The organism is Aeromonas sanarellii, from assembly GCF_000820085.1.
In the GTDB taxonomy this organism is placed as follows: Bacteria; Pseudomonadota; Gammaproteobacteria; order Enterobacterales; family Aeromonadaceae; genus Aeromonas; species Aeromonas sanarellii.
This window is the reverse complement of record NZ_CDBN01000098.1, coordinates 159517-179684: the sequence shown is the minus strand read 5'-3', so window position 1 is coordinate 179684 and position 20168 is coordinate 159517. Positions and strand designations below refer to the sequence as shown.

General features: G+C 63.0%; 26 protein-coding genes. 10 read left to right on the top strand and 16 right to left on the bottom strand.

Annotated features, from left to right (window positions below):
- The first annotated feature begins 73 nt into the window (after positions 1 to 73).
- Complete coding sequence (parC, locus tag BN1132_RS19160; RefSeq protein WP_042079399.1) at positions 74 to 2368, top strand: DNA topoisomerase IV subunit A; 2295 nt, start codon at positions 74 to 76, stop codon at positions 2366 to 2368.
- A 71-nt stretch (positions 2369 to 2439) separates the two neighbouring features.
- Here parC and BN1132_RS19825 read toward each other — a convergent pair whose 3' ends face one another.
- Positions 2440 to 3411, bottom strand: coding sequence for a DUF1353 domain-containing protein (locus tag BN1132_RS19825; protein ID WP_167335725.1), 972 nt, complete (start codon positions 3409 to 3411; stop codon positions 2440 to 2442).
- Positions 3412 to 3681: 270 nt separating this feature from the next.
- Here BN1132_RS19825 and BN1132_RS19155 point away from each other — a divergent pair, with 270 nt between their 5' ends.
- A complete protein-coding gene (locus BN1132_RS19155; protein WP_042079398.1) occupies positions 3682 to 3894 on the top strand; it encodes a hypothetical protein in 213 nt (70 codons plus the stop codon).
- Between the two features lie 102 nt (positions 3895 to 3996).
- Here the strand turns inward: BN1132_RS19155 and BN1132_RS19150 are convergent, their stop codons facing one another.
- On the bottom strand, positions 3997 to 4371 hold the full coding sequence (locus BN1132_RS19150; protein ID WP_042079397.1) for a hypothetical protein: 375 nt from the start codon (positions 4369 to 4371) through the stop codon (positions 3997 to 3999).
- A 55-nt stretch (positions 4372 to 4426) separates the two neighbouring features.
- Complete coding sequence (locus BN1132_RS19145; protein WP_042079396.1) at positions 4427 to 4678, bottom strand: hypothetical protein; 252 nt, start codon at positions 4676 to 4678, stop codon at positions 4427 to 4429.
- Between the two features lie 245 nt (positions 4679 to 4923).
- On the opposite strand from BN1132_RS19145, the gene BN1132_RS19140 reads away from it, so the two are divergent.
- Entirely contained in the window at positions 4924 to 5247 is a 324-nt protein-coding gene (locus BN1132_RS19140; RefSeq protein WP_042079395.1) for a hypothetical protein, read from the top strand.
- 85 nt (positions 5248 to 5332) lie between these two features.
- Here BN1132_RS19140 and atcC read toward each other — a convergent pair whose 3' ends face one another.
- Genes atcC through atcJ form a run of 4 tightly spaced genes read right to left on the bottom strand, consistent with a single transcriptional unit; the run spans position 5333 to position 7865 of the window.
- Positions 5333 to 6235 carry a cold adaptation protein AtcC gene (gene atcC / locus BN1132_RS19135; protein WP_042079394.1) on the bottom strand — a complete coding sequence of 301 codons (903 nt, stop codon included), beginning with the start codon at positions 6233 to 6235 and terminating at the stop codon, positions 5333 to 5335.
- Between the two features lie 11 nt (positions 6236 to 6246).
- Entirely contained in the window at positions 6247 to 7014 is a 768-nt protein-coding gene (gene atcB / locus BN1132_RS19130; RefSeq protein WP_042079412.1) for a cold adaptation protein AtcB, read from the bottom strand.
- A gap of 12 nt (positions 7015 to 7026) precedes the next feature.
- Complete coding sequence (gene atcA, locus BN1132_RS19125) at positions 7027 to 7557, bottom strand: cold adaptation protein AtcA (protein ID WP_042079393.1); 531 nt, start codon at positions 7555 to 7557, stop codon at positions 7027 to 7029.
- 23 nt (positions 7558 to 7580) lie between these two features.
- Entirely contained in the window at positions 7581 to 7865 is a 285-nt protein-coding gene (gene atcJ, locus BN1132_RS19120; RefSeq protein ID WP_042079392.1) for a cold adaptation protein ActJcold adaptation protein ActJ, read from the bottom strand.
- A 273-nt stretch (positions 7866 to 8138) separates the two neighbouring features.
- On the opposite strand from atcJ, the gene BN1132_RS19115 reads away from it, so the two are divergent.
- Positions 8139 to 8570, top strand: a complete 432-nt coding sequence (locus tag BN1132_RS19115) for an EF-hand domain-containing protein (RefSeq protein WP_042079391.1) — start codon at positions 8139 to 8141, stop codon at positions 8568 to 8570.
- Between the two features lie 74 nt (positions 8571 to 8644).
- On the opposite strand, the gene BN1132_RS19110 is transcribed toward BN1132_RS19115, so the two are convergent.
- Genes BN1132_RS19110 through BN1132_RS19095 form a run of 4 tightly spaced genes read right to left on the bottom strand, consistent with a single transcriptional unit; the run spans position 8645 to position 12397 of the window.
- On the bottom strand, positions 8645 to 9169 hold the full coding sequence (locus BN1132_RS19110) for a protein disulfide oxidoreductase (RefSeq protein WP_042079390.1): 525 nt from the start codon (positions 9167 to 9169) through the stop codon (positions 8645 to 8647).
- Positions 9170 to 9172: 3 nt separating this feature from the next.
- Positions 9173 to 9913, bottom strand: a complete 741-nt coding sequence (locus BN1132_RS19105) for a DsbA family protein (protein WP_042079389.1) — start codon at positions 9911 to 9913, stop codon at positions 9173 to 9175.
- A 10-nt stretch (positions 9914 to 9923) separates the two neighbouring features.
- Complete coding sequence (locus BN1132_RS19100; RefSeq protein ID WP_042079388.1) at positions 9924 to 11963, bottom strand: protein-disulfide reductase DsbD family protein; 2040 nt, start codon at positions 11961 to 11963, stop codon at positions 9924 to 9926.
- Between the two features lie 53 nt (positions 11964 to 12016).
- On the bottom strand, positions 12017 to 12397 hold the full coding sequence (locus BN1132_RS19095; protein ID WP_042079411.1) for a hypothetical protein: 381 nt from the start codon (positions 12395 to 12397) through the stop codon (positions 12017 to 12019).
- Between the two features lie 164 nt (positions 12398 to 12561).
- Here BN1132_RS19095 and BN1132_RS19090 point away from each other — a divergent pair, with 164 nt between their 5' ends.
- From BN1132_RS19090 to pspG, 4 genes are all read left to right on the top strand, one after another.
- On the top strand, positions 12562 to 13290 hold the full coding sequence (locus BN1132_RS19090) for a 1-acylglycerol-3-phosphate O-acyltransferase (protein ID WP_042079387.1): 729 nt from the start codon (positions 12562 to 12564) through the stop codon (positions 13288 to 13290).
- Between the two features lie 203 nt (positions 13291 to 13493).
- On the top strand, positions 13494 to 14156 hold the full coding sequence (gene pspA, locus BN1132_RS19085) for a phage shock protein PspA (RefSeq protein WP_042079386.1): 663 nt from the start codon (positions 13494 to 13496) through the stop codon (positions 14154 to 14156).
- A gap of 2 nt (positions 14157 to 14158) precedes the next feature.
- Complete coding sequence (locus BN1132_RS19080; RefSeq protein ID WP_042079385.1) at positions 14159 to 14365, top strand: PspC domain-containing protein; 207 nt, start codon at positions 14159 to 14161, stop codon at positions 14363 to 14365.
- A gap of 41 nt (positions 14366 to 14406) precedes the next feature.
- Positions 14407 to 14625 (top strand): envelope stress response protein PspG, encoded by a 219-nt coding sequence (gene pspG, locus BN1132_RS19075; protein WP_042079384.1) that lies wholly within the window; start codon positions 14407 to 14409, stop codon positions 14623 to 14625.
- 50 nt (positions 14626 to 14675) lie between these two features.
- Here the strand turns inward: pspG and BN1132_RS19070 are convergent, their stop codons facing one another.
- Both BN1132_RS19070 and rarD read right to left on the bottom strand, forming a co-directional pair.
- Entirely contained in the window at positions 14676 to 15011 is a 336-nt protein-coding gene (locus BN1132_RS19070; protein ID WP_084203133.1) for a GIY-YIG nuclease family protein, read from the bottom strand.
- Positions 15008 to 15901, bottom strand: a complete 894-nt coding sequence (gene rarD / locus BN1132_RS19065; RefSeq protein WP_042079382.1) for an EamA family transporter RarD — start codon at positions 15899 to 15901, stop codon at positions 15008 to 15010. The genes BN1132_RS19070 and rarD overlap by 4 nt, the downstream gene beginning before the upstream one ends.
- A gap of 102 nt (positions 15902 to 16003) precedes the next feature.
- Here rarD and BN1132_RS19060 point away from each other — a divergent pair, with 102 nt between their 5' ends.
- A complete protein-coding gene (locus BN1132_RS19060) occupies positions 16004 to 16594 on the top strand; it encodes a uracil-DNA glycosylase family protein (protein ID WP_042079381.1) in 591 nt (196 codons plus the stop codon).
- Here the strand turns inward: BN1132_RS19060 and BN1132_RS19055 are convergent.
- Entirely contained in the window at positions 16591 to 17448 is an 858-nt protein-coding gene (locus BN1132_RS19055; RefSeq protein WP_042079380.1) for a DMT family transporter, read from the bottom strand. The two genes, BN1132_RS19060 and BN1132_RS19055, sit on opposite strands and share 4 nt — an antisense overlap.
- Positions 17449 to 17539: 91 nt before the next feature.
- On the opposite strand from BN1132_RS19055, the gene BN1132_RS19050 reads away from it, so the two are divergent.
- Positions 17540 to 18457, top strand: a complete 918-nt coding sequence (locus tag BN1132_RS19050) for a LysR substrate-binding domain-containing protein (protein WP_042079379.1) — start codon at positions 17540 to 17542, stop codon at positions 18455 to 18457.
- A 96-nt stretch (positions 18458 to 18553) separates the two neighbouring features.
- On the opposite strand, the gene znuB is transcribed toward BN1132_RS19050, so the two are convergent.
- Positions 18554 to 19333 carry a zinc ABC transporter permease subunit ZnuB gene (gene znuB, locus BN1132_RS19045; RefSeq protein WP_042079378.1) on the bottom strand — a complete coding sequence of 260 codons (780 nt, stop codon included), beginning with the start codon at positions 19331 to 19333 and terminating at the stop codon, positions 18554 to 18556.
- A 21-nt stretch (positions 19334 to 19354) separates the two neighbouring features.
- Positions 19355 to 20119 carry a zinc ABC transporter ATP-binding protein ZnuC gene (gene znuC / locus BN1132_RS19040; protein ID WP_042079377.1) on the bottom strand — a complete coding sequence of 255 codons (765 nt, stop codon included), beginning with the start codon at positions 20117 to 20119 and terminating at the stop codon, positions 19355 to 19357.
- Between the last annotated feature and the right edge of the window lie 49 nt (positions 20120 to 20168).

Below are 20168 nucleotides of genomic sequence, written 5' to 3'. Positions count from 1 at the left end.
CTGGCCCGCGCGGGCCAGCAAGCATTAGCCGGAGTCGCCAAGCGGCGGCTCCAAAACCGAAAGAGAATTTCACATGAGTGATGCTATCGAGCTCAGTCTGGACGGGGTTGAGCGCCAGCCAATGCGCACCTTTACCGAGCAGGCTTACTTGAACTACTCCATGTACGTCATCATGGATCGGGCCCTGCCGCATATCGGCGACGGCCTCAAGCCCGTGCAGCGGCGCATCATCTACGCCATGAGCGAGCTGGGTCTGTCGGCGCTCTCCAAGCACAAGAAGTCAGCCCGTACCGTGGGTGACGTGCTGGGTAAATATCACCCCCACGGCGACAGCGCCTGTTACGAAGCCATGGTGCTGATGGCCCAGCCCTTCTCCTACCGCTATCCGCTGGTGGACGGTCAGGGCAACTGGGGTGCGCCGGACGATCCCAAATCCTTCGCCGCCATGCGTTATACCGAGGCGCGACTGTCGCGCTTCTCCGAGCTGCTGCTCTCGGAATTGGGCCAAGGCACGGTGGAGTGGACGCCGAACTTCGACGGCACCATGAAAGAGCCCGTGGTGCTGCCCGCCCGCCTGCCCCACATCCTGCTCAACGGGGTGACCGGCATCGCGGTGGGCATGGCGACCGACATCCCGCCCCACAACGCCCGCGAAGTGGCCCATGCCTGCGTGGAACTGCTGGACAACCCCAATGCCGGCCTGGACGCCCTGATGGCCCATGTGCAGGGGCCGGACTACCCGACCAACGCCGAGATCATCACGCCGCGCGATGACATCCGCAAGATCTACGAGACCGGCAAGGGCTCCATCAAGCAGCGGGCGGTGTGGAGCGAGGAGGATGGTGACATCGTCATCACGGCGCTGCCTCATCAGGCCTCCGGCGCCAAGATCATGGAGCAGATCGCCGCCCAGATGGTGGCCAAGAAGCTGCCCATGGTCACCGATCTGCGCGATGAATCGGACCACGAGAACCCGACCCGTCTGGTCATAGTGCCGCGCTCCAACCGGGTGGATGTGGAGGGGCTGATGGCACACCTGTTCGCCACCACAGACCTGGAGAAGAACTACAGGGTCAACCTCAACATCCTGGGTCTGGACAACCGACCCCAGGTCAAAGACCTCAAGACCATCCTCACCGAGTGGCTGAGCTTCCGTCGCGAGACGGTGCGCCGCCGCCTGCAGTATCGCCTCGACAAGGTGCTGGCCCGCCTGCACATCCTCGAAGGCTTGCTCATTGCCTACCTCAATATCGACGAGGTGATCGAGATCATCCGCACCGAGGAGGAGCCGGGCCGGGTGATGATGGAGCGTTTCAACATCAGCGAGACCCAGGCCGAGGCGATCCTCGAGCTCAAACTGCGCCACCTGGCCAAGCTCGAAGAGTTCAAGCTGCGCGCCGAACAGAACGAACTGGCGGAAGAGCGCGACAAGCTGGAACTGATCCTGGGTTCCGAGCGCCGTCTCAGCACCCTGCTGAAGAAAGAGATCCTGGCGGACGCCGAGAAGTACGGCGACGATCGCCGCACCCCGCTGGTGGAGCGTGCCACCGCCGTGGCCCTGACCGAGAAGGAGCTCACCCCGAGTGAGCCGGTTACCGTGATCCTCTCCGACAAGGGCTGGGTACGCGCCGCCAAGGGCCACGACGTGGATGTGGAAGGTCTCTCCTACAAGGCGGGGGACGGCTATCTCGCCCACGCCCATGGCCGCAGCAACCAGCAGGCGGTGTTCCTCTCCACCCTGGGGAGAACCTACTCGCTGGAGGCTCACACCCTGCCCTCCGCCCGCAGTCAGGGCGAGCCGCTCACCGGCCGCTTTGCTCTGGGGGCCGGCGAAGAGGTGCGCCATCTGGTGATGGGCAACGAAGGCGAGCCGTACCTGATTTGCTCCGACGCCGGTTACGGCTTCGTCTGCAAATACGACGACCTGATTGGCAAGAACAAGAACGGCAAGGCGCTGCTGACCGTGCCGGAAGGGGGCATCGTCATGGCGCCCCAGAGGATAGGCGCGCCGGAGACCGATCTCTGCATGGCCATCTCCAACGAGGGGCGCATGCTGCTGTTCCCGCTCAATACCCTGCCGGTGCTCGGCAAGGGCAAGGGCAACAAGCTTATCAGCATCCCTTCGGCACGGGTGAAGGCGCGGGAGGAGTTTGTGGTGATGGCTGCCGTCATCCCGCAGGGCCAGTCTGTCACCCTGTTTGCCGGCAAGCGCAAGCTGACACTCAAGCCGTCCGATCTCGATTACTACCGCGGCGAACGCGGCCGCCGCGGCGCCAAGCTGCCCCGCGGTCTGCAGCGAGTCGATCGCATCGAGATTGAACCTGCAGCCGGCGCAGAACCGGCAGCCGGGGAAAATCAGGAAGGGTAAGTAATAAGAAGGGCGCGAAAGCGCCCCTTTTATTTAATTTAAAGTACAGGTGAATTCATTAGCAAATGACTTTATTCTTTTGTTGCAAGTGTCGATGTTGCTTTTAATATTTTTAAATCAATTCGGTCCTGTATTAAGGTTTTGCTATGAGGCCCTAGTTTAAATGGTTCTTGATTATCAATTTTCGGTATGTTCTCATCTGTTAAAATGACAGCGTCATTCATGGTTGGGATTTTTTTGTTAGGCCATGGTCTAACCTTGAAAATGTCTTTTTCATTTGGCTGAGATAAGACGCCTAGACTGGTATATGAACTAAGGAAATCTTTTTCTTTAAATATTTTTCGATATTCCATTGAGTTGTTTTCAATGTTTTTTTCTGTTGCTGAAATAATTCCGTTCTCGGTTATGTCAAGGTACTTCCCATTGGAAGTCAACAAGGTTCTAGCTACAGCATTTGTTTTGTTTACAGCAGCAGCAAATATGATCGGGTCTGACAGGTCAACAGGAGTCTTAGATACAGCAACAACTTCAATAGATGGTTCAGAGGTACAGGTAGAGATTTCAGTTGATGTGTTTAAACAGTTCTGTTTGATCACTACTTTTCGCTCAATCGTCCAAGATGGGCCAAAAGTTTCAACCGCCCAATACATTAATTTTGCTTTCCACTCAGGGACATTGGTTGCTCGCATACCATAGTAAAAATTCCTATGTGTATCATGAGCGGTTTTTTCTTTTGTCTTACAGAAATAATCATGGATGACAGATGCGTTGATATAAGCTCCTTCAAATGGGCCCCCGATTAATGACCATAGTGCTTGAGGAATTGATGCTCCATCAACTTCTGTACCAGAAGGTGTTGTCCACATTACACCGTTTGGATCTCTAAATCTAAAATCACTATCTAACGTAAAAGTCGGCCGTGGTTTAGCATTTGGGTCAAACTCCCCTTTGAGGCTATCTAGAAAATCGCCGAAATTCTCTTCAGGAAAGGCTGCCATGGAAGAAAAAATCAGGGGGAATAAAATGTACCATGATTTGGTCATATTCATTTCCTCTCAGAAGTTAATAATTTAAAGCTTAGAACAACGAACCTATTGTAGACTTTGCTGGTACGTAGGACTGTAGTTCTGATGAACGAAGCGTAATCAGACGTTCGCGAAAACCGGCTTCCACTGTCCCGCTGCAACCTCCCTTATCTCCTTTGTCTCATCACCACGGTGCCGATAGTGCGGCCGATTACGCTGCGCTAATCGACCCTGTTCGCCCCTGCTCGCTAAGCTTAAAGGGAGCAGCACAGTGCTAGGAGGCCAATCATGGAGATCGACAAAGCCATCGGACTGATCGAGGCCCACGGGGTCTTTCACGGGGATCACTACAGCTTCAACAGCGACGAGTTCGTGCAGTGGTGCGAGCAGGATGCCCACCAGACCCTCAGCCTGGATCAGGCCAATCACGAGCTGGCGCCCTTCTGCATCCGGGTCGGTTACGCCGAGCCGGTCCGGTCGTGGCGCTACTATCTCACCTGACGTGGGCGGAGGGGTGAAGCCACCTCGCCAGCCATCTGCGGGGAGCATCGAAAAAGGAGCCGGCAAGGCTCCTTTCTTGTGATGATGAGGCGGGCGAACCCCTCAACGATTGAAATCCCACGCGATGGGCAGTTCGATATCGAAGAGAAGCGCATCCTCTTCGAGGCGAAAGGGCAGGTCGGTCTGGTGCTGCTCATATCTGTCGACGATAAGGCAGCCCTCGAAGAAGTTGGATTCGTAGCCGAGGCGGGCCAGCCCCCGGGCGCCATCCTGATCGAGCGAGATGCCCAGCACCCGGGGCGGGTGCTCTTGGCTGAGGTGGACGCCGGGATTGCCCTCATCCACCAGCCGCTCCAGCAGGGGGAAGAAGTCTGGCCTGTGGGCTTCGATTGCCCGGGTGATGGCCTGCTCCAGCTCGGTGCGGCTGGCAAAGGGGCCACCTAGGGGGTAGCGGGTCTGGATCCTCTCCTGGTTCATGGTCTGCTCCTTGACGCTATTGCCGGCTTGGGGTGAGCGCCCCCTTGATGGCCGCTCAGGCGGGGATGCGGCCGTTCTTCACCAGCGCCCGGCGGATATTCCTGCACATCTTGCCAAAACTATAGAGCTCGTCGAAGGTGGGCGGGATGCCGCGCTGGATCTGGTATTGCCAGTAGCAGAGCTCGCTGTCGACCAGCTCCATCAGCTTCTTGGGGCAGCCGATGCAGCTGTTGTCCGGCCCGCACCTGAAGGTATCCGGCTGATAGAGCGGAAATTCCGCCTTCACGGCGTCGATGATCTGCTGCATCGCGGTAATGCGGTCCGGCTTTCTGCTCACGACCTTGCTCCCCGGCTCTGGTATGGGGGAGTCATTATATCCCTGACAAAATATGGGCCAATGACGCTTAGGGGGTAGTCCGCCTTGAGTGCAAGCCACCGCGCCCCGGATCCTGCGCCTGCTTCCCCCCTGGTGGCCTCTTCTGTCTGGCGCCGTTTCGGGTCATGATGAAAGCCCCGAACGAACCACTGTTGTCTGACCCCTCTGGAGGTGTGATGAGACCCTATGCCCTGCTGCTGCTTTTTCCCCTGGTGTGCCAGGCCGAGGCCAGTCCGAGCGAACCCGTGCAGGAAGGTACCCTGGCCAATCAGCAGCTGCTCCGGGATGCCATGGTGGGGGTCGCATCCTGGGTGGCCACCAAGGGGTGTGACGCGCCGGAGCGCTTCGTACCCGTGGTGCTGCAACTTCCCGAGGGGGAGCCGGGCAGTCGCTATTGGCAGGAGCGCTGGACGGTGACGGGCTGTGGCAACGACTATCCCGTGGTGATCGATTTTCGGGAGACCGGGATGGAGAGCGCCATGTGGACCATTGCCCGATAGGGTTGGCGCCGCCATCTGCGAGCTGCAAAGATGACAACGCCCGGCAAGCCGGGCGTTGGAATACGCAGAAGGGAAAGACCCGTCATCAGAAGTCGTGATAGAGCGGCCAGCCGAGCAGGGGGTGCTTGAGACCTGCGCGCATCTCCATGTTGTCGAGCTTCTCCGGGGAGGCGTCCTCTTTTTGCAGCTGCTGGTACTGGCGCACAAAGCCGAGGGTATGCAGCAGGTTCGGCACGAAGCCCGGGCTCAGCTCCTGGCGCAGGGCCGCGGCCATGTCGGCGGGCAGCGCGCTCAGCATCAGGGCGAGCTGGGCGGCGAGATAGTCGGTGGCGAACCAGGCCTCGTCGAGTTCAATCTCCCTCGCCAGTTTGCGCTTGAGATCCTGCTTCACCTTGAGCGGGGCGGCGCCACTGCCCTTGCCGCAGAGGATGCGGTAGAGCAGGGCCTCGGCCAGCTTGTCCTCCATGGTGGGGTGGTCGCTCTCGCTGGCGAAGAAGTGTTGGTCGATGAGCTCCATCAACCGGCTCTTGTTGTGCTCGGCCAGCGCCTTTTCGTACTCCTGCCACCCTTGCCACTCCTCGATATCGGGGGGGCTCGAGATCTTGTCCAGCAGGCGGGCATCCACGTCACCGTAGAGGCTGTTGCCAGCCTGCTTTGGGCTGACGGTGATGAGCATGGACCAGCCCTTCTGGAACGGCTTGATGGGGCCTTCCGGTGCCTGCAACAGGGCCAGCGCCTTGGCCGGATCCCGCTGGGATAGCTCCTGCAATCCCAGGCTCACCACGCCGATGACGTCGTGGGCGGCCTGCTCCAGCAGGTGCATCTTGTACTTGTTGTAGTACTTGTCGGCGAATTTGAGGCTCATCAGCACCGCCTTGCCCTTGATGGCGGCCAGCTGTTGCTCGCTCAGCCGTTCATTGTCGCGGCCAAAGCGCAGCACCTGGGTCAGAAAGGGGCCCTGGTTGGCATCGCGAATGACTAACTGCATGAATGGGCTCCTTAATCCAGAAAGCTGAACATGTCGTCGACGTCGCCGTACTCGTCTTCCTCGACCTTGTTCTTCTCTTTGGCCTGCATCACCAGCTCGGCGGCAAACTTGTTGATGATGCCGTCCCAGGTCGAGTGTTCGCTCCGCAGCAGCGACTTGATGGCTTTCTCCACCTCGGGGGCCAGCTCGCGAATGAGCATCAAGAGGCTGCGCGGGTCGTCCAGGGCGTAGTCGTGGCTGTCTTCGGCCTGCTGGCGCTCGCTGTAGCGCAGGGACTCTTCGAGATCCTCCTCCTCGGCGTGCAGCACGTCGCGATAGCCTTCGTCCTCTTCATAGCGATCGCCGCGATAGAACTCGATAAAGGGGATGGCGAGGTAGAAGAGACCGGCCGGATCCTCGGCGACGCACTCGAGGATCTCCCGCTGCTTGGCCTCGCTATCCTGGGTGCGGATCAGGTAGTTGAGGAAGTCGAAGGTATGCTGCTGCAGCTCGTCGGCGTTGTTCTTGATCGCCTCTTCCCAGTAGAGCGGCTGCTGGCAGACGATGTCGCGGATCCGCTCCGGGGTCATCAGCTCGGAGATGATGGAGGGGAAGGAGATGTCGTGCTGGCCGTTGATCTGGGTCAGGGTAACGATATCAATGTTTTCAATCACTTCTGCCAGCTGGTCGTCAGACATGGTCTTGGCGATCAGCTCGAACTTCTCGCTGGCCTGCTTCGGCTCGATGACGGCCAGCTCTTTGATCTCGATGGCGGTAATTTCTATCAGACTGTTGCTCATGCCTTGCCCCAATTAGAAACGGACTTCGTCGTACATGTCCTGATCGTCTTCTTCGCCCTGACCGCCATGATAGTCGGCGTCGGCATCTTCCCCGTCATCTTCGTCCTCGTCCCGCAGCTCATAGTCGTCATCGGCACTGTGGCTGCCGCGGGGCAGCGGGTTGTCGAGCAGAAACAGCACGGCGCAGGCTTCCATCAGCTGATCTTCGCTCTGGGCCCGTACCGCCTTGACCAGCGGCAGGGCGGCGTTGTTGAAGCCGACGCTCACCTTGAACTCGTCCCAGGAGGGCTGCTCGCCGCTGGCGAGCCACTTGTTCCACTGCCCCTTGGCCTTGGGGGGGAACTGCACCCGGCCATAGAGGGCGAGCGGCAGGTATTCGGGCATGAACTCCAGCATGCTCATGTCGGCCAGCAGCAGGGCCTTCATCTGGTCGGTGAACTGCTCGAGCCCCTTGGGGTCGTCCTGATCCCGGTAGGATTCGATATTTTCGCTGGCATCGCTTTGCAGGGCCTTGAGCCGTGCCTGGTCCCATTTTTTTTGCATAGTCGCTCTTCTTGCCTGGTGGCTCAGGGGTAGAACTGGTCCCACATCTCCTGCATGGCAGCAGCGGGATCGGTCACGATGACGTTGTTGAAATCCTTGATAAAGGCGGCCCGCTGTTTCGGATCGGACAGCACTTCATAAGCCTGCTTTACCTGGTGCAGCCTGAGGGCTGCCTGCTCTTTCTCTTCTTCGCTCGCCCCGTGCAGCTTGTCGGGGTGGTACTGGTTCGACAGCCGACGATAGGCTTTTTTGATGTCGTTTTCACTGGCGTTGGACTTGACGCCCAACACCCGGAAGTAGTTGTTCATGACGGATCCTGCCTCACTGGCATGGTGGAATTCATCCTGTGTCGGCCTGGTGGCGGAACGTCGGCAAACCAGGCTCGGCAAAAACCGGAGATTTTAACGGAAACCGCCCTCCATCGCCATGAATAGGAAGAAAAGTAACCAGAGGAATGCGCGGCGGGTGCGCCTTGGGATCCGCCTCCCGATGGGTGACCGTCTCGGGGCTACACTACAGGAGGCGTCGGGCCGTCCCGGGGAGCGGGACCCGGCTCGGACCATCACAAGGAGTAGACAGCCATGTTCAAACAGTATCTTCTGTCCCTGGCGTTGTTGAGCGGCGCCGCCCTGGCCGCCGAGGAGCCCCTCGACGAGCCCATGATGTTCATGAAGGGGGATATTACCAAGGCCCAGTTCATGGAAAGAGCCGAGCAGCGTTTCGCCCGGCAGGACACCGACAAGGATGGCACCCTGTCGGTGGCCGAGAGAGAGGCCGCCATGGCCAGGATGCACGAGGCTATGCAGCAGTCCGGCAAGGCCATGCCGGGCAAGATGGGGAACATGGGAAACATGAGGCCGATGCAGGACACCACCAAGGCACAGTTCATGGAGCGTCATGAGGCCGTTTTCACCAAGATGGACAAGAATGGCGATGGTGTGCTCGACGAGGCCGAGCGGGCCAGCGCCAGGGGGAGGCTCGGGCAGGGGATGATGGCGCCCGCGCAACAATAGGCTTGCCAGCCTCAAGATGGAAAAAGAGCCCGGTAGCGATACCGGGCTCTTTGCATTCCTTGCGTGGCGACGGCTTACCAGCGAGCCCACAGCAGCCGCAGCTTGAGCCCCCAGCGGCTGCTCCAGCCCGTGGTGCTGCTCACCAGCTTCCCATCCCTGATGATGAGAAAGCTGGGGGTGACTCCCACCTGCCAGCGGGCAGCCAGATCCCCCGACTCGTCGTTGTGGGTCGGGAAGGTCAGCCCCTTCTTGCCCATCCCCTGACTCAGCTGTTCAGCGTTGCCGGAGCGCAGGGCCACCGTCAGCACGTTCTCGCCTTCCTGCCAGAGCTGCTCAACCGTGGGGGTGGTGAAGCGGCACACGCCGCACCAGCTGGCCCAGTAGTAGACCAGCAGCGCCCTGCCCCGGCTCTGCTCGGCCAGGCTGGTGGTGGTGGCATCCTGCAGGGTGAGGGGGGCCTCAATGGCCCCCGCCGGCAGGCTGGGGCCGCGCCAGAGATCCAGCAGGGTGGAGACGACCAGCGCCATCAGCATCAGCCAGAGCGCCTCCTTGCCCCAGCGTCGCCAGCGCGGTGCCTTTACAGCGACATCCTCAACCATGGTTTAGCTCCGCCTGGCCAGCTCGGCCTTCACCAGCCGTTCCAGCTCGTCATACGAGATGGCGCCAGGCACCAGCTGGTTGCCGATAAGCGTCGCCGGAGTGCCCTGCACGCCAAGAAGAGTGCCGATGCGCAGGCTGTTGCGCAGCTCCTCGGTGGCCTTGCCTTCCGGCTTGAGGGTCAGGTTATCGGTGGCCGCCAGCGCCTTGTTGATGTCCGCCTCGGTCAGCATCCCTTGCTTGCTCATCAGCTTGTCGTGCAGGGGGAGGAAGCGGGCCGGATCCTGCTGCCACAGGGTGAGGCTGTACTGGGCCGCCTTGGCGGAGGTCTGCCCCTTGAACGGCAGCAGCTTGATCACCAGCCCCAGATCGTCGGGATAGGCCTCGAGCAGCCGGGTCAGCTGGGGATCGAACTGCTTGCAGTAGGGGCAGTTGTAGTCGGTGAACAGCACCAGGGTCAGCTTGGGGTGCTTGGTGCCCAGGCGCGGGCTGGTGGCGCTGTTGAACAGCACCTCCTGGTTGCTCTTGATGAAGTCGCCGAGCTGGGCCTCCTGGGCGGCGGCGTTCTGCTTCTCCCAGGATTCGGCCGCCTCGTCCAGGATCTTCGGGTTCTGCACCAGAGTCTCGCGAATGAGCTCCTTGATGCGGGCCTCCTGCTCCGGGGTGAAGGGGGCGGCGTGCAGCAGTGGGGCGCTCAGGCCGCCGGCAACCAGGGCGGTACACAGGGTCAGGGTACGCAGGTTCATGGCATTCTCCTTAGAAATGGGGGCCGGGCTGGATGAGGCCGGCCTTGTTCAAGACGTTGAGCAGCTCGGCCTTGTCCAGCAGGGGGGAGAGGCTCTCCCCTTCGGGCAGGCCGGGCCCGTAGATCTGGTTGAAGGGGACGGCGGCGGCGCCGCGCTGGCGCAGGAAGGCGGCGATGGCATCGCTCGGCCTGCTCCAGTCGCCGCGCAGGGCCACCACGTCCGGGGCGGACAGGGCCTCCTGCACCTCGCCCTGCAGCAGCACGTTGTATTTGTTGGCCTTGCAGGTGACGCACCAGTCGGCGGTGACGTCCACGAAGACCCGCTTGTGCTGGGCCAGCGCCTCGACGATGGCCCGCTCGGAGAGGGGCTGCCAGGCGACTCTGTCTATGCTGCCCGACCCCTGCGCCGTGAGGGCGCCCCCCAGCAACAGGGCGCCGCCGATGAGTGCCGAGAGGGAGAGGGCCAGGGTGAAGCCGCGCATGCCGTAACGCCAAATGATGCCAATCAGCAGCGCCAGCACCATGGCCACCATCAGCCAGCCGGTGGTCGTGCTGCCCAGATGGTTGCCGAGCAGGCTCGCCAGCCAGAGGCTGGAGCCCAGCATCATCAGCCCGAGCAGGATGCGCAGGTGCCCCATCCAGCGGCCCGGTTTGGGCAGCCAGAGGGCGAGGCGCGGCAGGGCTGCCACCAGCAGCCAGGGCAGGCTCATGCCAATCCCGAGGGCCGTGAAGATGAGCCAGAGCTGGCCGAGGGGGGCCGCCAGCGCGAACGCCACCGCGGTGCCGAGGAAGGGGGCCGAGCAGGGGGTCGCCAACAGGGTGGCGAAGCTCCCCTGCAGGAAGTGGCCACCGAGACCCTTGCCGCCGCGGGTGGCGAGACGAGTGCTGAGATTGCTGGGCAGGCGGATTTCGAACAGCCCCAGCAGGTTGGCGCAAAACAGCAAGGTCACCGCCACCATGAAGCCGATGAAGCCGGCGCTCTGGAACTGGATCCCCCAGCCGACCGCCCCCTGGGTCGCGCGCAGCAGGCTGCTCATGGCCGCCAGCACCCAGAAGGAGGCGAGGATGCCGGCGCTGGCGGCCAGGAACTGCCTGCGCACCCGGCGCTGTTCGCTCTCCTGCTGTTGCAGCACAGAGCCGAGCTTCAGGGCCAGCACCGGCAGCACGCAGGGCATCAGGTTGAGGATGAGGCCGCCGAGCAGCGCCGCCCCCAGCAGCCAGAGGAGGGGCTGGTGCTGGGTCGGCAGGGCGATGGGCCCGGCGATGGGGGCGCGGGTCTGCCAGGCCTGATCGCCGCTGGTGAGCAGCAGGCCGAGGGACTGACCGCGCAAGTCGGGCGCATCCCCCTGCCAGCCGTCGCTCACCGGCACCCGGGCGATCAGGGTGGTGCCGCTCACCTCGAGCGCGGGCTTGCCAAACTCGGCCCCCTCCAGCGCATCGATGAAGAGGGTGGGCGACTGCCAGCCATCCGCCCGTTCGGCCCGCAGCTGCAGCTGGTTTTGCTGGTAGCCGAGCTCGACCCGGGTGTCGGCGGGCAGGGGCTGGGGCAGCGTGCTCATGGCCCGGGCCCAGGCGAAGTCGAAACCGGCCGGCGCCTGCCCATCCGCCGCCAGGGTGAAGGGGTAGTCGGTCAGGATGCAGACATTGCTGCAGGTGGAGAGGCGCAAGGTGCCCTTGAGCGGCTGCCCGGCCGGGTAGTCGAGGCTCAGGGGGAAGCGCACCTGCTCCTGATAGCCCTGGGTGCTGAGCCCGGCCACCTCGAAAGGGCGCGGCGTGGGCCAGTGCCACTGGAAGTCACCGACCGGCTGATCCCACAGGATCCGGGGCGCTATGCCCCCTTCACCCGGGCTGTGCCAGTAGGTTTTCCAGCCGGATTCGAGGGCCACCTCGAGCAGGATGCGGGTGTGGTCAGGGGCGCTGCGGTCGGCCTGCAGCCGGACCCTGGCGTGATCGTTCCGGGGGCTGGTGAGCCACCCCGTATCGCTGGCCAATCCACTGGATTGCCACAGCAGGCTGCCCAGTAGCAGGACCGCCTTGAAGAGAGTTGACATGTTTTTGGTCTCGCAAAAAATGAGTGACAGCTAACGAAACAACGCGGCTGAACTCATTCCCGCCAGACACAGAGGGTGAGGTGGAGTCGTCGTTCCGGGGGCGAGACGGCCCGTGGCGGCGGCAGTGGCGGCGTGTAGCGCCAGAGCGGCGCCAGCAGGGCGATGAGCAGCGCCACCGCGAAGAACAGCTGCTCGACGCAGAGCAGGCTGGCGGCACTCAGCCACTTGCCGTTGAGCTGGCAACCGTTGGGCTGGGGGCTGGAGGTGCTGGCCTTGTCGGCCTGGTCGTCGGCCGTCACGGAGGAGGGCAGGGCCTGGCAGCTGATGGCGTGATCAAGCAGGGCGAGTCGGGCCAGCGGCTGGGCCGCGCAATTGAGCACCAGCAGGCAGACCAGCAGCAGGAGTCGTGTCGCCCAGCGTTGTTGGTGAATCATGCTCGCCCCGTTCATCAAGATGGGCACATCCTAACGACCAACGGCGGGTGGGGCAAGCCGGAAGGGGAGGGGGACGTGCGAGGCTGGTCGGTTCTGTCTGGCGAACGCTTGTTCGCTAAAAGGGGGACCAGTATACTGCGCCGAGTCAAATTCCGAGGTGTTCGATGCTCAAACTTGCCCGTGTGCTGCTGCTGGCCCTGCTGCTCATCTTCTGGTTCGTCTTCGGCCTGTTGCTCTGTCTGGTGCGCCCGCGCCACCCCAACAACGTCTATGTCTTTGCCCGCATGTACCACGCCGTCTGCCCGCTGATCGGACTCAAGGTGCGGGTGATCATTCCGGAGGAGGTCAAGTCGGTGGGCCCGGCCGTCTACGTCTGCAACCATCAGAGCAACTACGACATCTTCACCGTGACCGGTGCCGTGCGCCCCGGCGTGGTGGCGGTGGGCAAGAAGAGCCTGCTGTGGCTGCCTTTCTTCGGCCTCATCTTCTGGCTCTCCGGCAACGTGCTGATCGACAGATCCAACCGCTCCCGCGCCATCGGCACCATAGGCCAGGTGGTGGATCGCATCAAGCATCGCGGCACCTCCATCTGGATGTTCCCGGAAGGGACCCGCTCCCAGGGTCGCGGCCTGCTGCCGTTCAAGGCCGGGGCCTTCCATACCGCAGTGCAGGCCGAGGTGCCCGTGGTGCCCATCGTCTGCTCCAGCTACTTCGGTCAGATCGATCTGAACCGCTGGGACAACGGCGAGGTGCTGCTGGAGATGCTGCCCCCCCTGTGCAGTAAGGAGCACGGCGCCGCCGGGATCCGCGAGTTGTCCGACACCTGCCGGGAGAAGATGGAAGCCAAGCTGGTGGAGCTGGATGGCAAGCTGGGCCATAGGCCGGCGGCTTGAACCCGGTTGCAGAGAGAGGGAGCCGCTGGCTCCCTTTTTTATTGGTGAAAATCACCATGTAGTTGGCTTTTTTCGCCATATCGCGTCCCTTCAATTCTCGTCATCAAGAGTCATCTATATGTAATAAAAGGAAAAAGTATTCTGGCACGGCTCTTGTAATGTCATGGAAAGAGAGTGACATCCCATCAACAAGGAGCCAGACCATGAGCGTATTCAGCCGCCTGACCGACGTGATCAATGCCAACCTGCACAGCCTGCTCGACAAGAGCGAAGAGCCGGAGAAGATGCTGCGGCTGATGATCGAGGAGATGGAGCAGGTCCAGGTCGAGATGAGGACCCAGGCCGCCCGCGTCATCGCCGAACAGAAACAGCTGGAGCGCCATCAGCAGGCGCTGCGCCACCGGATCCAGGAGTGGACAGCCAAGGCCGAACTCGCCATCCAGAAGGGCCGCGAGGATCTCGCCCGTGCCGCCCTCACCGAGAAGCTGGCGGAGATGAAGCAGTGCGAGCGGCTGGAAGAGGACAAGGCGCGGGTGGCCGAGGTGCTGGCCCAGCTCACCGCCGACAGCGAGCGGCTGGCGGCCAAGCTGACCGAGGCGCGGGAGAAGCAGAAGATGCTGACCCTGCGCGAGCAGACCGCCCATAGCCGCATTCGTGCCCGTGCCCAGGTGGACAACCAGCGCATGCACGAGCTGGTGGCCCGCTTCGATGGCTTCCAGAACCGGGTCGATCAGCTGGAAGCCCAACTGGAGGCGGCGACCCTGGGGCAGAATCCGTCCCTCGAGGCCCAGTTCCGCGAGCTGGAGCTGAACGACGAGATTGAGCGCGAGCTGGCCCGTCTAAAAGGCCACAAGGCGGAGGCCTAATCATGACACCCTGGCCCAAGGATCTCGCCCATCGCAAGCTGACCGGAGTCTGCGCCGGCCTCGCCAACGGGCTGGGGGTGTCCAGGGTGACGGTGCGGGTGGCGGCCCTGCTGGCGCTGATCCTGATGCCGCCCCTGGCGCTGGCCGCCTATCTGCTGGCGGTGCTGATCATGCCGCCCCGCCGTGAATTGAAGCGCTGGCTGGATTGACCCGAGTCACTCAGCGGCATTAACCCAGTGAGGAGCACAACATGCTGGAATTTATCGTCTTGATCCTGGTGCTGATCGGCATGGCGCTGACCGGATTCACCGTGTTGGCCATGCTGCTGGTGAGCGGGGTCTTCGTGCTGTTTGGCGCCCTGGCCGGCATGTTTGCCCTCATCATCAAGCTGGCGCCCTGGTTGCTGCTGGTGCTGGTGGTGTGCTGGCTGCTTGGCAACAGGCGCAGGCAGTCGAACACCTACCGTTAAGCCTCCCTGAACTCGCATCCTTCCTTGGCCACTGCTTGCAGTGGCCCTTTTTATGGGCGCGACACGGGTTCGGTGTGCGGGGTGGCAAGCCAGGAAAGGCTCCAGTCGTGCCACAGCGCCGGCTCTTGCACCAGGCGCTCCTTGAACGCCTTGCTCTGCTGCTTGAGGCGGTACTCGAGGCGCAGCGCCTCGCGTTTGCCGGGAACCTCCTGCTGCCACGCCAGCGTCAGGGGCCCCTTGCCGCGCAGGGCTCTGGCCCCCTTGCCGCTCTGGTGCTGACGCAGGCGCCGCTCGGGATCCGTGCTGATCCCCGCATAGAGTGCCCCGGCGCCGGTGCGCACCAGATAGACAAACCAGGGGGAGGGCGTGTCGGTGGCGAGGGTCACGAGGTGCGCCACCTTGCCCGCCGACCCCCGAGCCGGTGCAGGGGCAGTAGGCTCACCAGCAGGCCAGCCCAGACGAAGGCAAAGCCCACGGATTTCACCGGATCCGGGATCTCGCCAAACCAGAAGAGGGCGAGCAGGAAGGCGAGGCTCGGCTCTATGTATTGCAACAGGCCCACGGTGCTCATGGGGGTGCGCGTCACCGCGTAGCAGAACAGCCCCACCGGCAGCAGGGTGGCGGGCGCACTGCCCATCAGCAGCAGCTTGTCGGCCCAGTCTCCTGCCATAAACTGGCTGGTGCCCTGCAAGGTCAGCCAGCCGAGGACGAGCAGGGCGACGGGCAACTGCACCAGGGACTCCAGATAGAGGCTGGTGCCGGCGTCCAGTCTCACCTTCTTCTTGATGAGGCCGTAGAGGGCAAAGTTGGCCCCCATCACGAGGGAGAACCAGGGCAGCTCGCCGTAGGAGAAGAGCATGTAGGCGAGCCCCGCCAGGGCGAGCGCCACCGCCAGGTGTTTCTGCGGGGTGAGCCTCTCTTTCAGGAAGAGCACCGCAAAGGCGATGTTGAACAGCGGGGTCATGAAGAAGGCGAGGCTGGTGGCCAGCACCTGACCCGTGGTCAGGCACCAGGTGAACATGCACCAGCTGATGGACATCACGGGGCCCGCCAGCAGCACGAGGCCGAGCTGCCGGGGATCGCCGCGCAGGGCCGCCCAGGGTACCCGGTGGCCGAGCAGCAGCAACAGGCCTCCCAGCAGCACCACGGACCAGAGCACCCGGTGGGAGAGCAGCTCCCACATGTTGACCTCGGGCATGAACTGGTAATAGAGGGGCAGCATGCCCCACAGCACGAATGAGAGGGCCGCGCTGCCGGTGCCCATCCAGTTCTTCATCGCTCTCCGTTTATTAAACTAAACAATGGCGGCTGCATGATAAGTATCCGCCGCCACTTTCACAAGCGGGAGCGGGGAGAAAACTCTGGTACTATCGGGTCCATGAACCGACTCGATATCCTGTTTGAACAGATCCGGGCCTGCCGCCTGTGCGAGGCCCACCTGCCGCTCGGCCCAAGGCCGGTGATCCGCGGCAACGAGCACGCCCGTCTGCTCATCATCGGCCAGGCCCCCGGCACCCGGGTACACGCCAGCGGCATCCCCTGGGACGACCCCTCCGGCGATCGGCTGCGCCAGTGGCTCGGGGTGGACAAGAGCGTCTTCTACGACGAATCCCGCATCGCCATCATGCCCATGGGGCTCTGTTACCCGGGCCGGGGCAAGTCGGGGGATCTGCCCCCCAGGCCGGAGTGCGCCCCCACCTGGCACGACAAGGTGCTGATGCTGTTGCCCAACATCGAGCTGACCCTGCTGATCGGCCAGTATGCACAGGCTTACTACCTGCGGGAGGCGGCGAAAGGATCCCTCACCGAGACGGTGCGACACTGGGCGGACTTTGGCCCGGCCTGGTTGCCGCTGCCGCACCCGTCACCGCGCAACACCCTCTGGCTCAGGAAGAACCCCTGGTTCGAGCAGGCCGTGATCCCCCATCTGCAGCAGAGGGTCGCCCCCCTGCTTGCCCCTGCCGGCTAGAGCGCCGGCTCGGCCTGCGGCTTGGGCTTGCTGCGGGCCATGGCGACCAGCGGCAGTATGATACACAGGCACCCCAGCAGCAGCGGCAGCCCTGGCTGCTCGTCAAACAGCCAGACCCCGATGGCGACTGCCATCAGCAGCCCGGTGTACTCCGCCGAGGCGATCTTGCTCGCCTCCGCCTTGCGATAGGCCATCACGCACAGCCCCGCATAGACCATGATGAGCGCCGAGGAACCGAAGGCGGGCCACCACATCTGCCACTGCCACTCGCCCCCTTCCCACCAGGCCAGCGCCAGGATGAAGGGCATGCTCAGCACGTTGGTGAAGAACAGGGTCTGGGCGATGGGCTGCTGGAGCGGGATCCGCTTGATCAGCAGATTGTTGACCGCCAGGGAGAGCGCCACCCCCAGGGCCGCAAGGGCGGCCCAGTTCACCTCGGTGGGGCGCAGCACGATGAGCACGCCGACGAAGCCGAACAGCGCAGTCAGCACCTTCTGGCGCGACAGCGCTTCCCCCGCCAGCCAGACCGCGAGCGGCACCATCAGGAGCGGCGCAGCATAGAAGAGGGCGTTGGCGGTGGCGAGCGGCAGGCGGGTGAGGGCGACCACCATCAGGCAGACGCCGATGGCCCAGATGTGGGCCCGCAGCAGGTGCCACTTGAGCGCCACCGGCGGGTTGTGCCGCCAGGACCAGAGCAGCCAGGGGGCGAGCAGCAGGGCGGCGGAGAGCTGGCGGAAGAAGACGAACTGGAAGAGGGGCTGGTCCGGCTCCAGCACCTTGACCAGTGCATCGGAGAAGACCGCCACCATGTTGCCCAGCACCAGATAGAGGATGCCTATTCCGACTGCATTCATACCACCTCCAGATTCAGATGAGGGGAGGGTAGCCCGCGGCCCGTTATCCAGTAAAATGATAAAAAGTCACCATGCATGAGAATTTTGGATAATGAAGCTGCCTCCCCTGCGTGCCGTTCAATATTTCGAGGTGGTGGCCCGCCTGCTGAGCTTTTCCCGCGCGGCCCTGGAGCTCAACGTCAGCCAGAGCGCGGTCAGCCACCAGATCCGCCTGCTGGAGGATTTCCTCGGGGAGCGGTTGCTGCTGCGCCAGGGTCGACTGCTCTCCCTGACGCCCCAGGGGGAGACCTATTTCGAGGGGATCTCCGCCGGGCTGGTCCAGATAGCCCAGAGCAGCGAGCAGTTGCGCGGCGGCGGCGAGATGCGGGTGCGGCTAGCTGTCTACAGCTCCTTTGCGGTGAAGTGGCTGATCCCCCGCCTGGCCGGACTGCGCCAGCTCCACCCCGAGCTGGATCTCAGTCTGGAGATGGTGGCGGAAGACCCCGAGCTCTCCGACAGGGTGGCGGATGGCTTCATCACCGTCTCCCCCGAGGGGCCCGGGTACCTGCACGATCTGCTCTATCGGGAGCGGCTGATGCCGGTGTGCAGCCGGCGCCTGTGGCAGCAGGTGGAGGGGGAGTGGCCCGCGACCCTGTGGCAGTTGCCGCTGCTCTCCATCCAGGCGATCTACAAGGAGAAGGGGGAGGACTGGCGGCGCTGGGCCGAGGTGGGGGGCCTGACCATTCCCCCCGAGGCGAGGGTGCACCATTTCAGCCATATCCTGCTGGCGCTGGAGGCGGCGAACTGGGACCAGGGGATGGCGCTCATCAACGACTACATGCTGCAGCCGGAGGACCCTCGCCTGGTGCGGCTGCCGCTGCACGCCCTCGAGACCGGCGACAACTTCTATTTCGTCTGCAAGCGCTCGCGCGCCCATGAACCCGCCATCAGCCGGCTGCGCCAGTGGTTGTGGCAGGAGTCGCAGGCGAGCCTGAGGCCCGGAGAAAACGAGCCCCTCAGGCGCGTCTGAACCGACTTGGTACGAAGAGGCTGGCGGTGCAGACCACGACGGACTGGCCTGGTTTGTGGGGGCTGATGGCGCTGGTGATACCAGCGCCATCGATCTTCACGTTCGCTTGAACTGGCTCAGTACAAACAAGGTGGTGGCGCAAACCACCACAGATGGACCCGCCGGGGTGTCCTGATACCAGGAGAGGGTCAGCCCGCCGAGTACGGCGAGGCAGCCGATGAGGGCCGCAAGGCCGGCCATCTGCTCCGGGGTCTGGCTGAAGCGGCGGGCGGTGGCGGCGGGGATGATCAGCAAGGAGGTGATGATGAGCGCCCCGACGAACTTCATGGCCACGGCGATGACCAGACCTATCAGTAGCATCAGCACGCAGCGCAGCACATCGACCCGCACTCCCTCTACCCGCGCCAGCTCTTCCGAGATGGTCATGGAGAGCAGCGGGTCCCACAGCCGCCACAGGGTGAGCAGCACCAGGGCGCCGCCGCCGTAGATCCAGAGCAGATCCATGGGCTGTACCGAGAGCAGGTCGCCGAACAGGTAGGCCATCAGATCCACCCGCACGTTGTCCATGAAGCTCAGGGTCACCAGGCCGAGCGACAGGGCGCTGTGGGCCAGGATGCCGAGCAGGGTGTCGGTGGCGACCTGCTGGTTGCGGCTCATGATCACCAGCAGCATGGCCATGGCGAGGCAGCAGACCACCACCGCCAGGGTGAGGTCCACCTGCAGCAGGATGCCGAGCGCTATGCCGAACAGGCAGGCGTGGGAGAGGGTGTCGCCAAAATAGGCCATCTTGCGCCACACCACGAAGCTGCCGAGGGGGCCGGCCAGCAGGGCGATGCCGAGGCCGGCCGCGAGGGCGTATAACAGAAAGCTGTCCACTTGATGATCCTGTTGCGTGCGTTACGGGTTGCGGGAGGGCAGGCGGATGACGGGAGCCTGCGGTTCATGGTGGTGATGCTCGCCATCGCAGTGGTGATGGTGGGTGTAGACCGCCAGCACCTCCTGCTCCGGCCGCCCGAACAGGCGGGCAAATTCCGGGTGGCGTGCCACGCTCTCCGGCTCGCCGTGACAGCAGACGTGGCGATTGAGGCAGATCACCTCGTGGGTGCTGGCCATCACCAGGTGCAGGTCGTGGGAGACCATCAGCACGGCGCAGTGGAATTCGGCGGCGAGCTGGCCGATGAGGGCGTAGAGCTCGATCTGGCCCGTGATGTCTACTCCCTGGACAGGTTCGTCCAGCACCAGCAACTCGGGCTTGACCAGCAGGGCGCGGGCCAGCAGCACCCGCTGCATCTCGCCGCCGGAGAGCTTCTGCATCCGGTTGTCCAGCAACTCCTGGGCGCCGACCCGCGCCAGGGCCTCCTCGATGGAGAGGCGGCCGTTCTTGCCAAGCTGCAGGAAGCGGCGCACCGTCAGCGGCAGCGTGGGGTCCAGGTAGAGGCGCTGCGGCACATAACCGACCCGCAAATCGCGGCGGCGAATGATTTCGCCCGAGTCCGGATTGAGCAAGCCCAGCACCAGCTTGCTCAGGGTGCTCTTGCCCGCTCCGTTGGGGCCGACCAGGGTGGTGATTTTGCCTTTGTTCAGGGTAAAGGAGACCTTGTCGAGCACGAGTCGTCCGTCAAATGAGAGACAGACCTCTTTCAGCTCCACCAGTTGGGTCATGACAGCTCCGGGGTTTACAGCCAGTGAGAGTTATAATATAACAGCGACG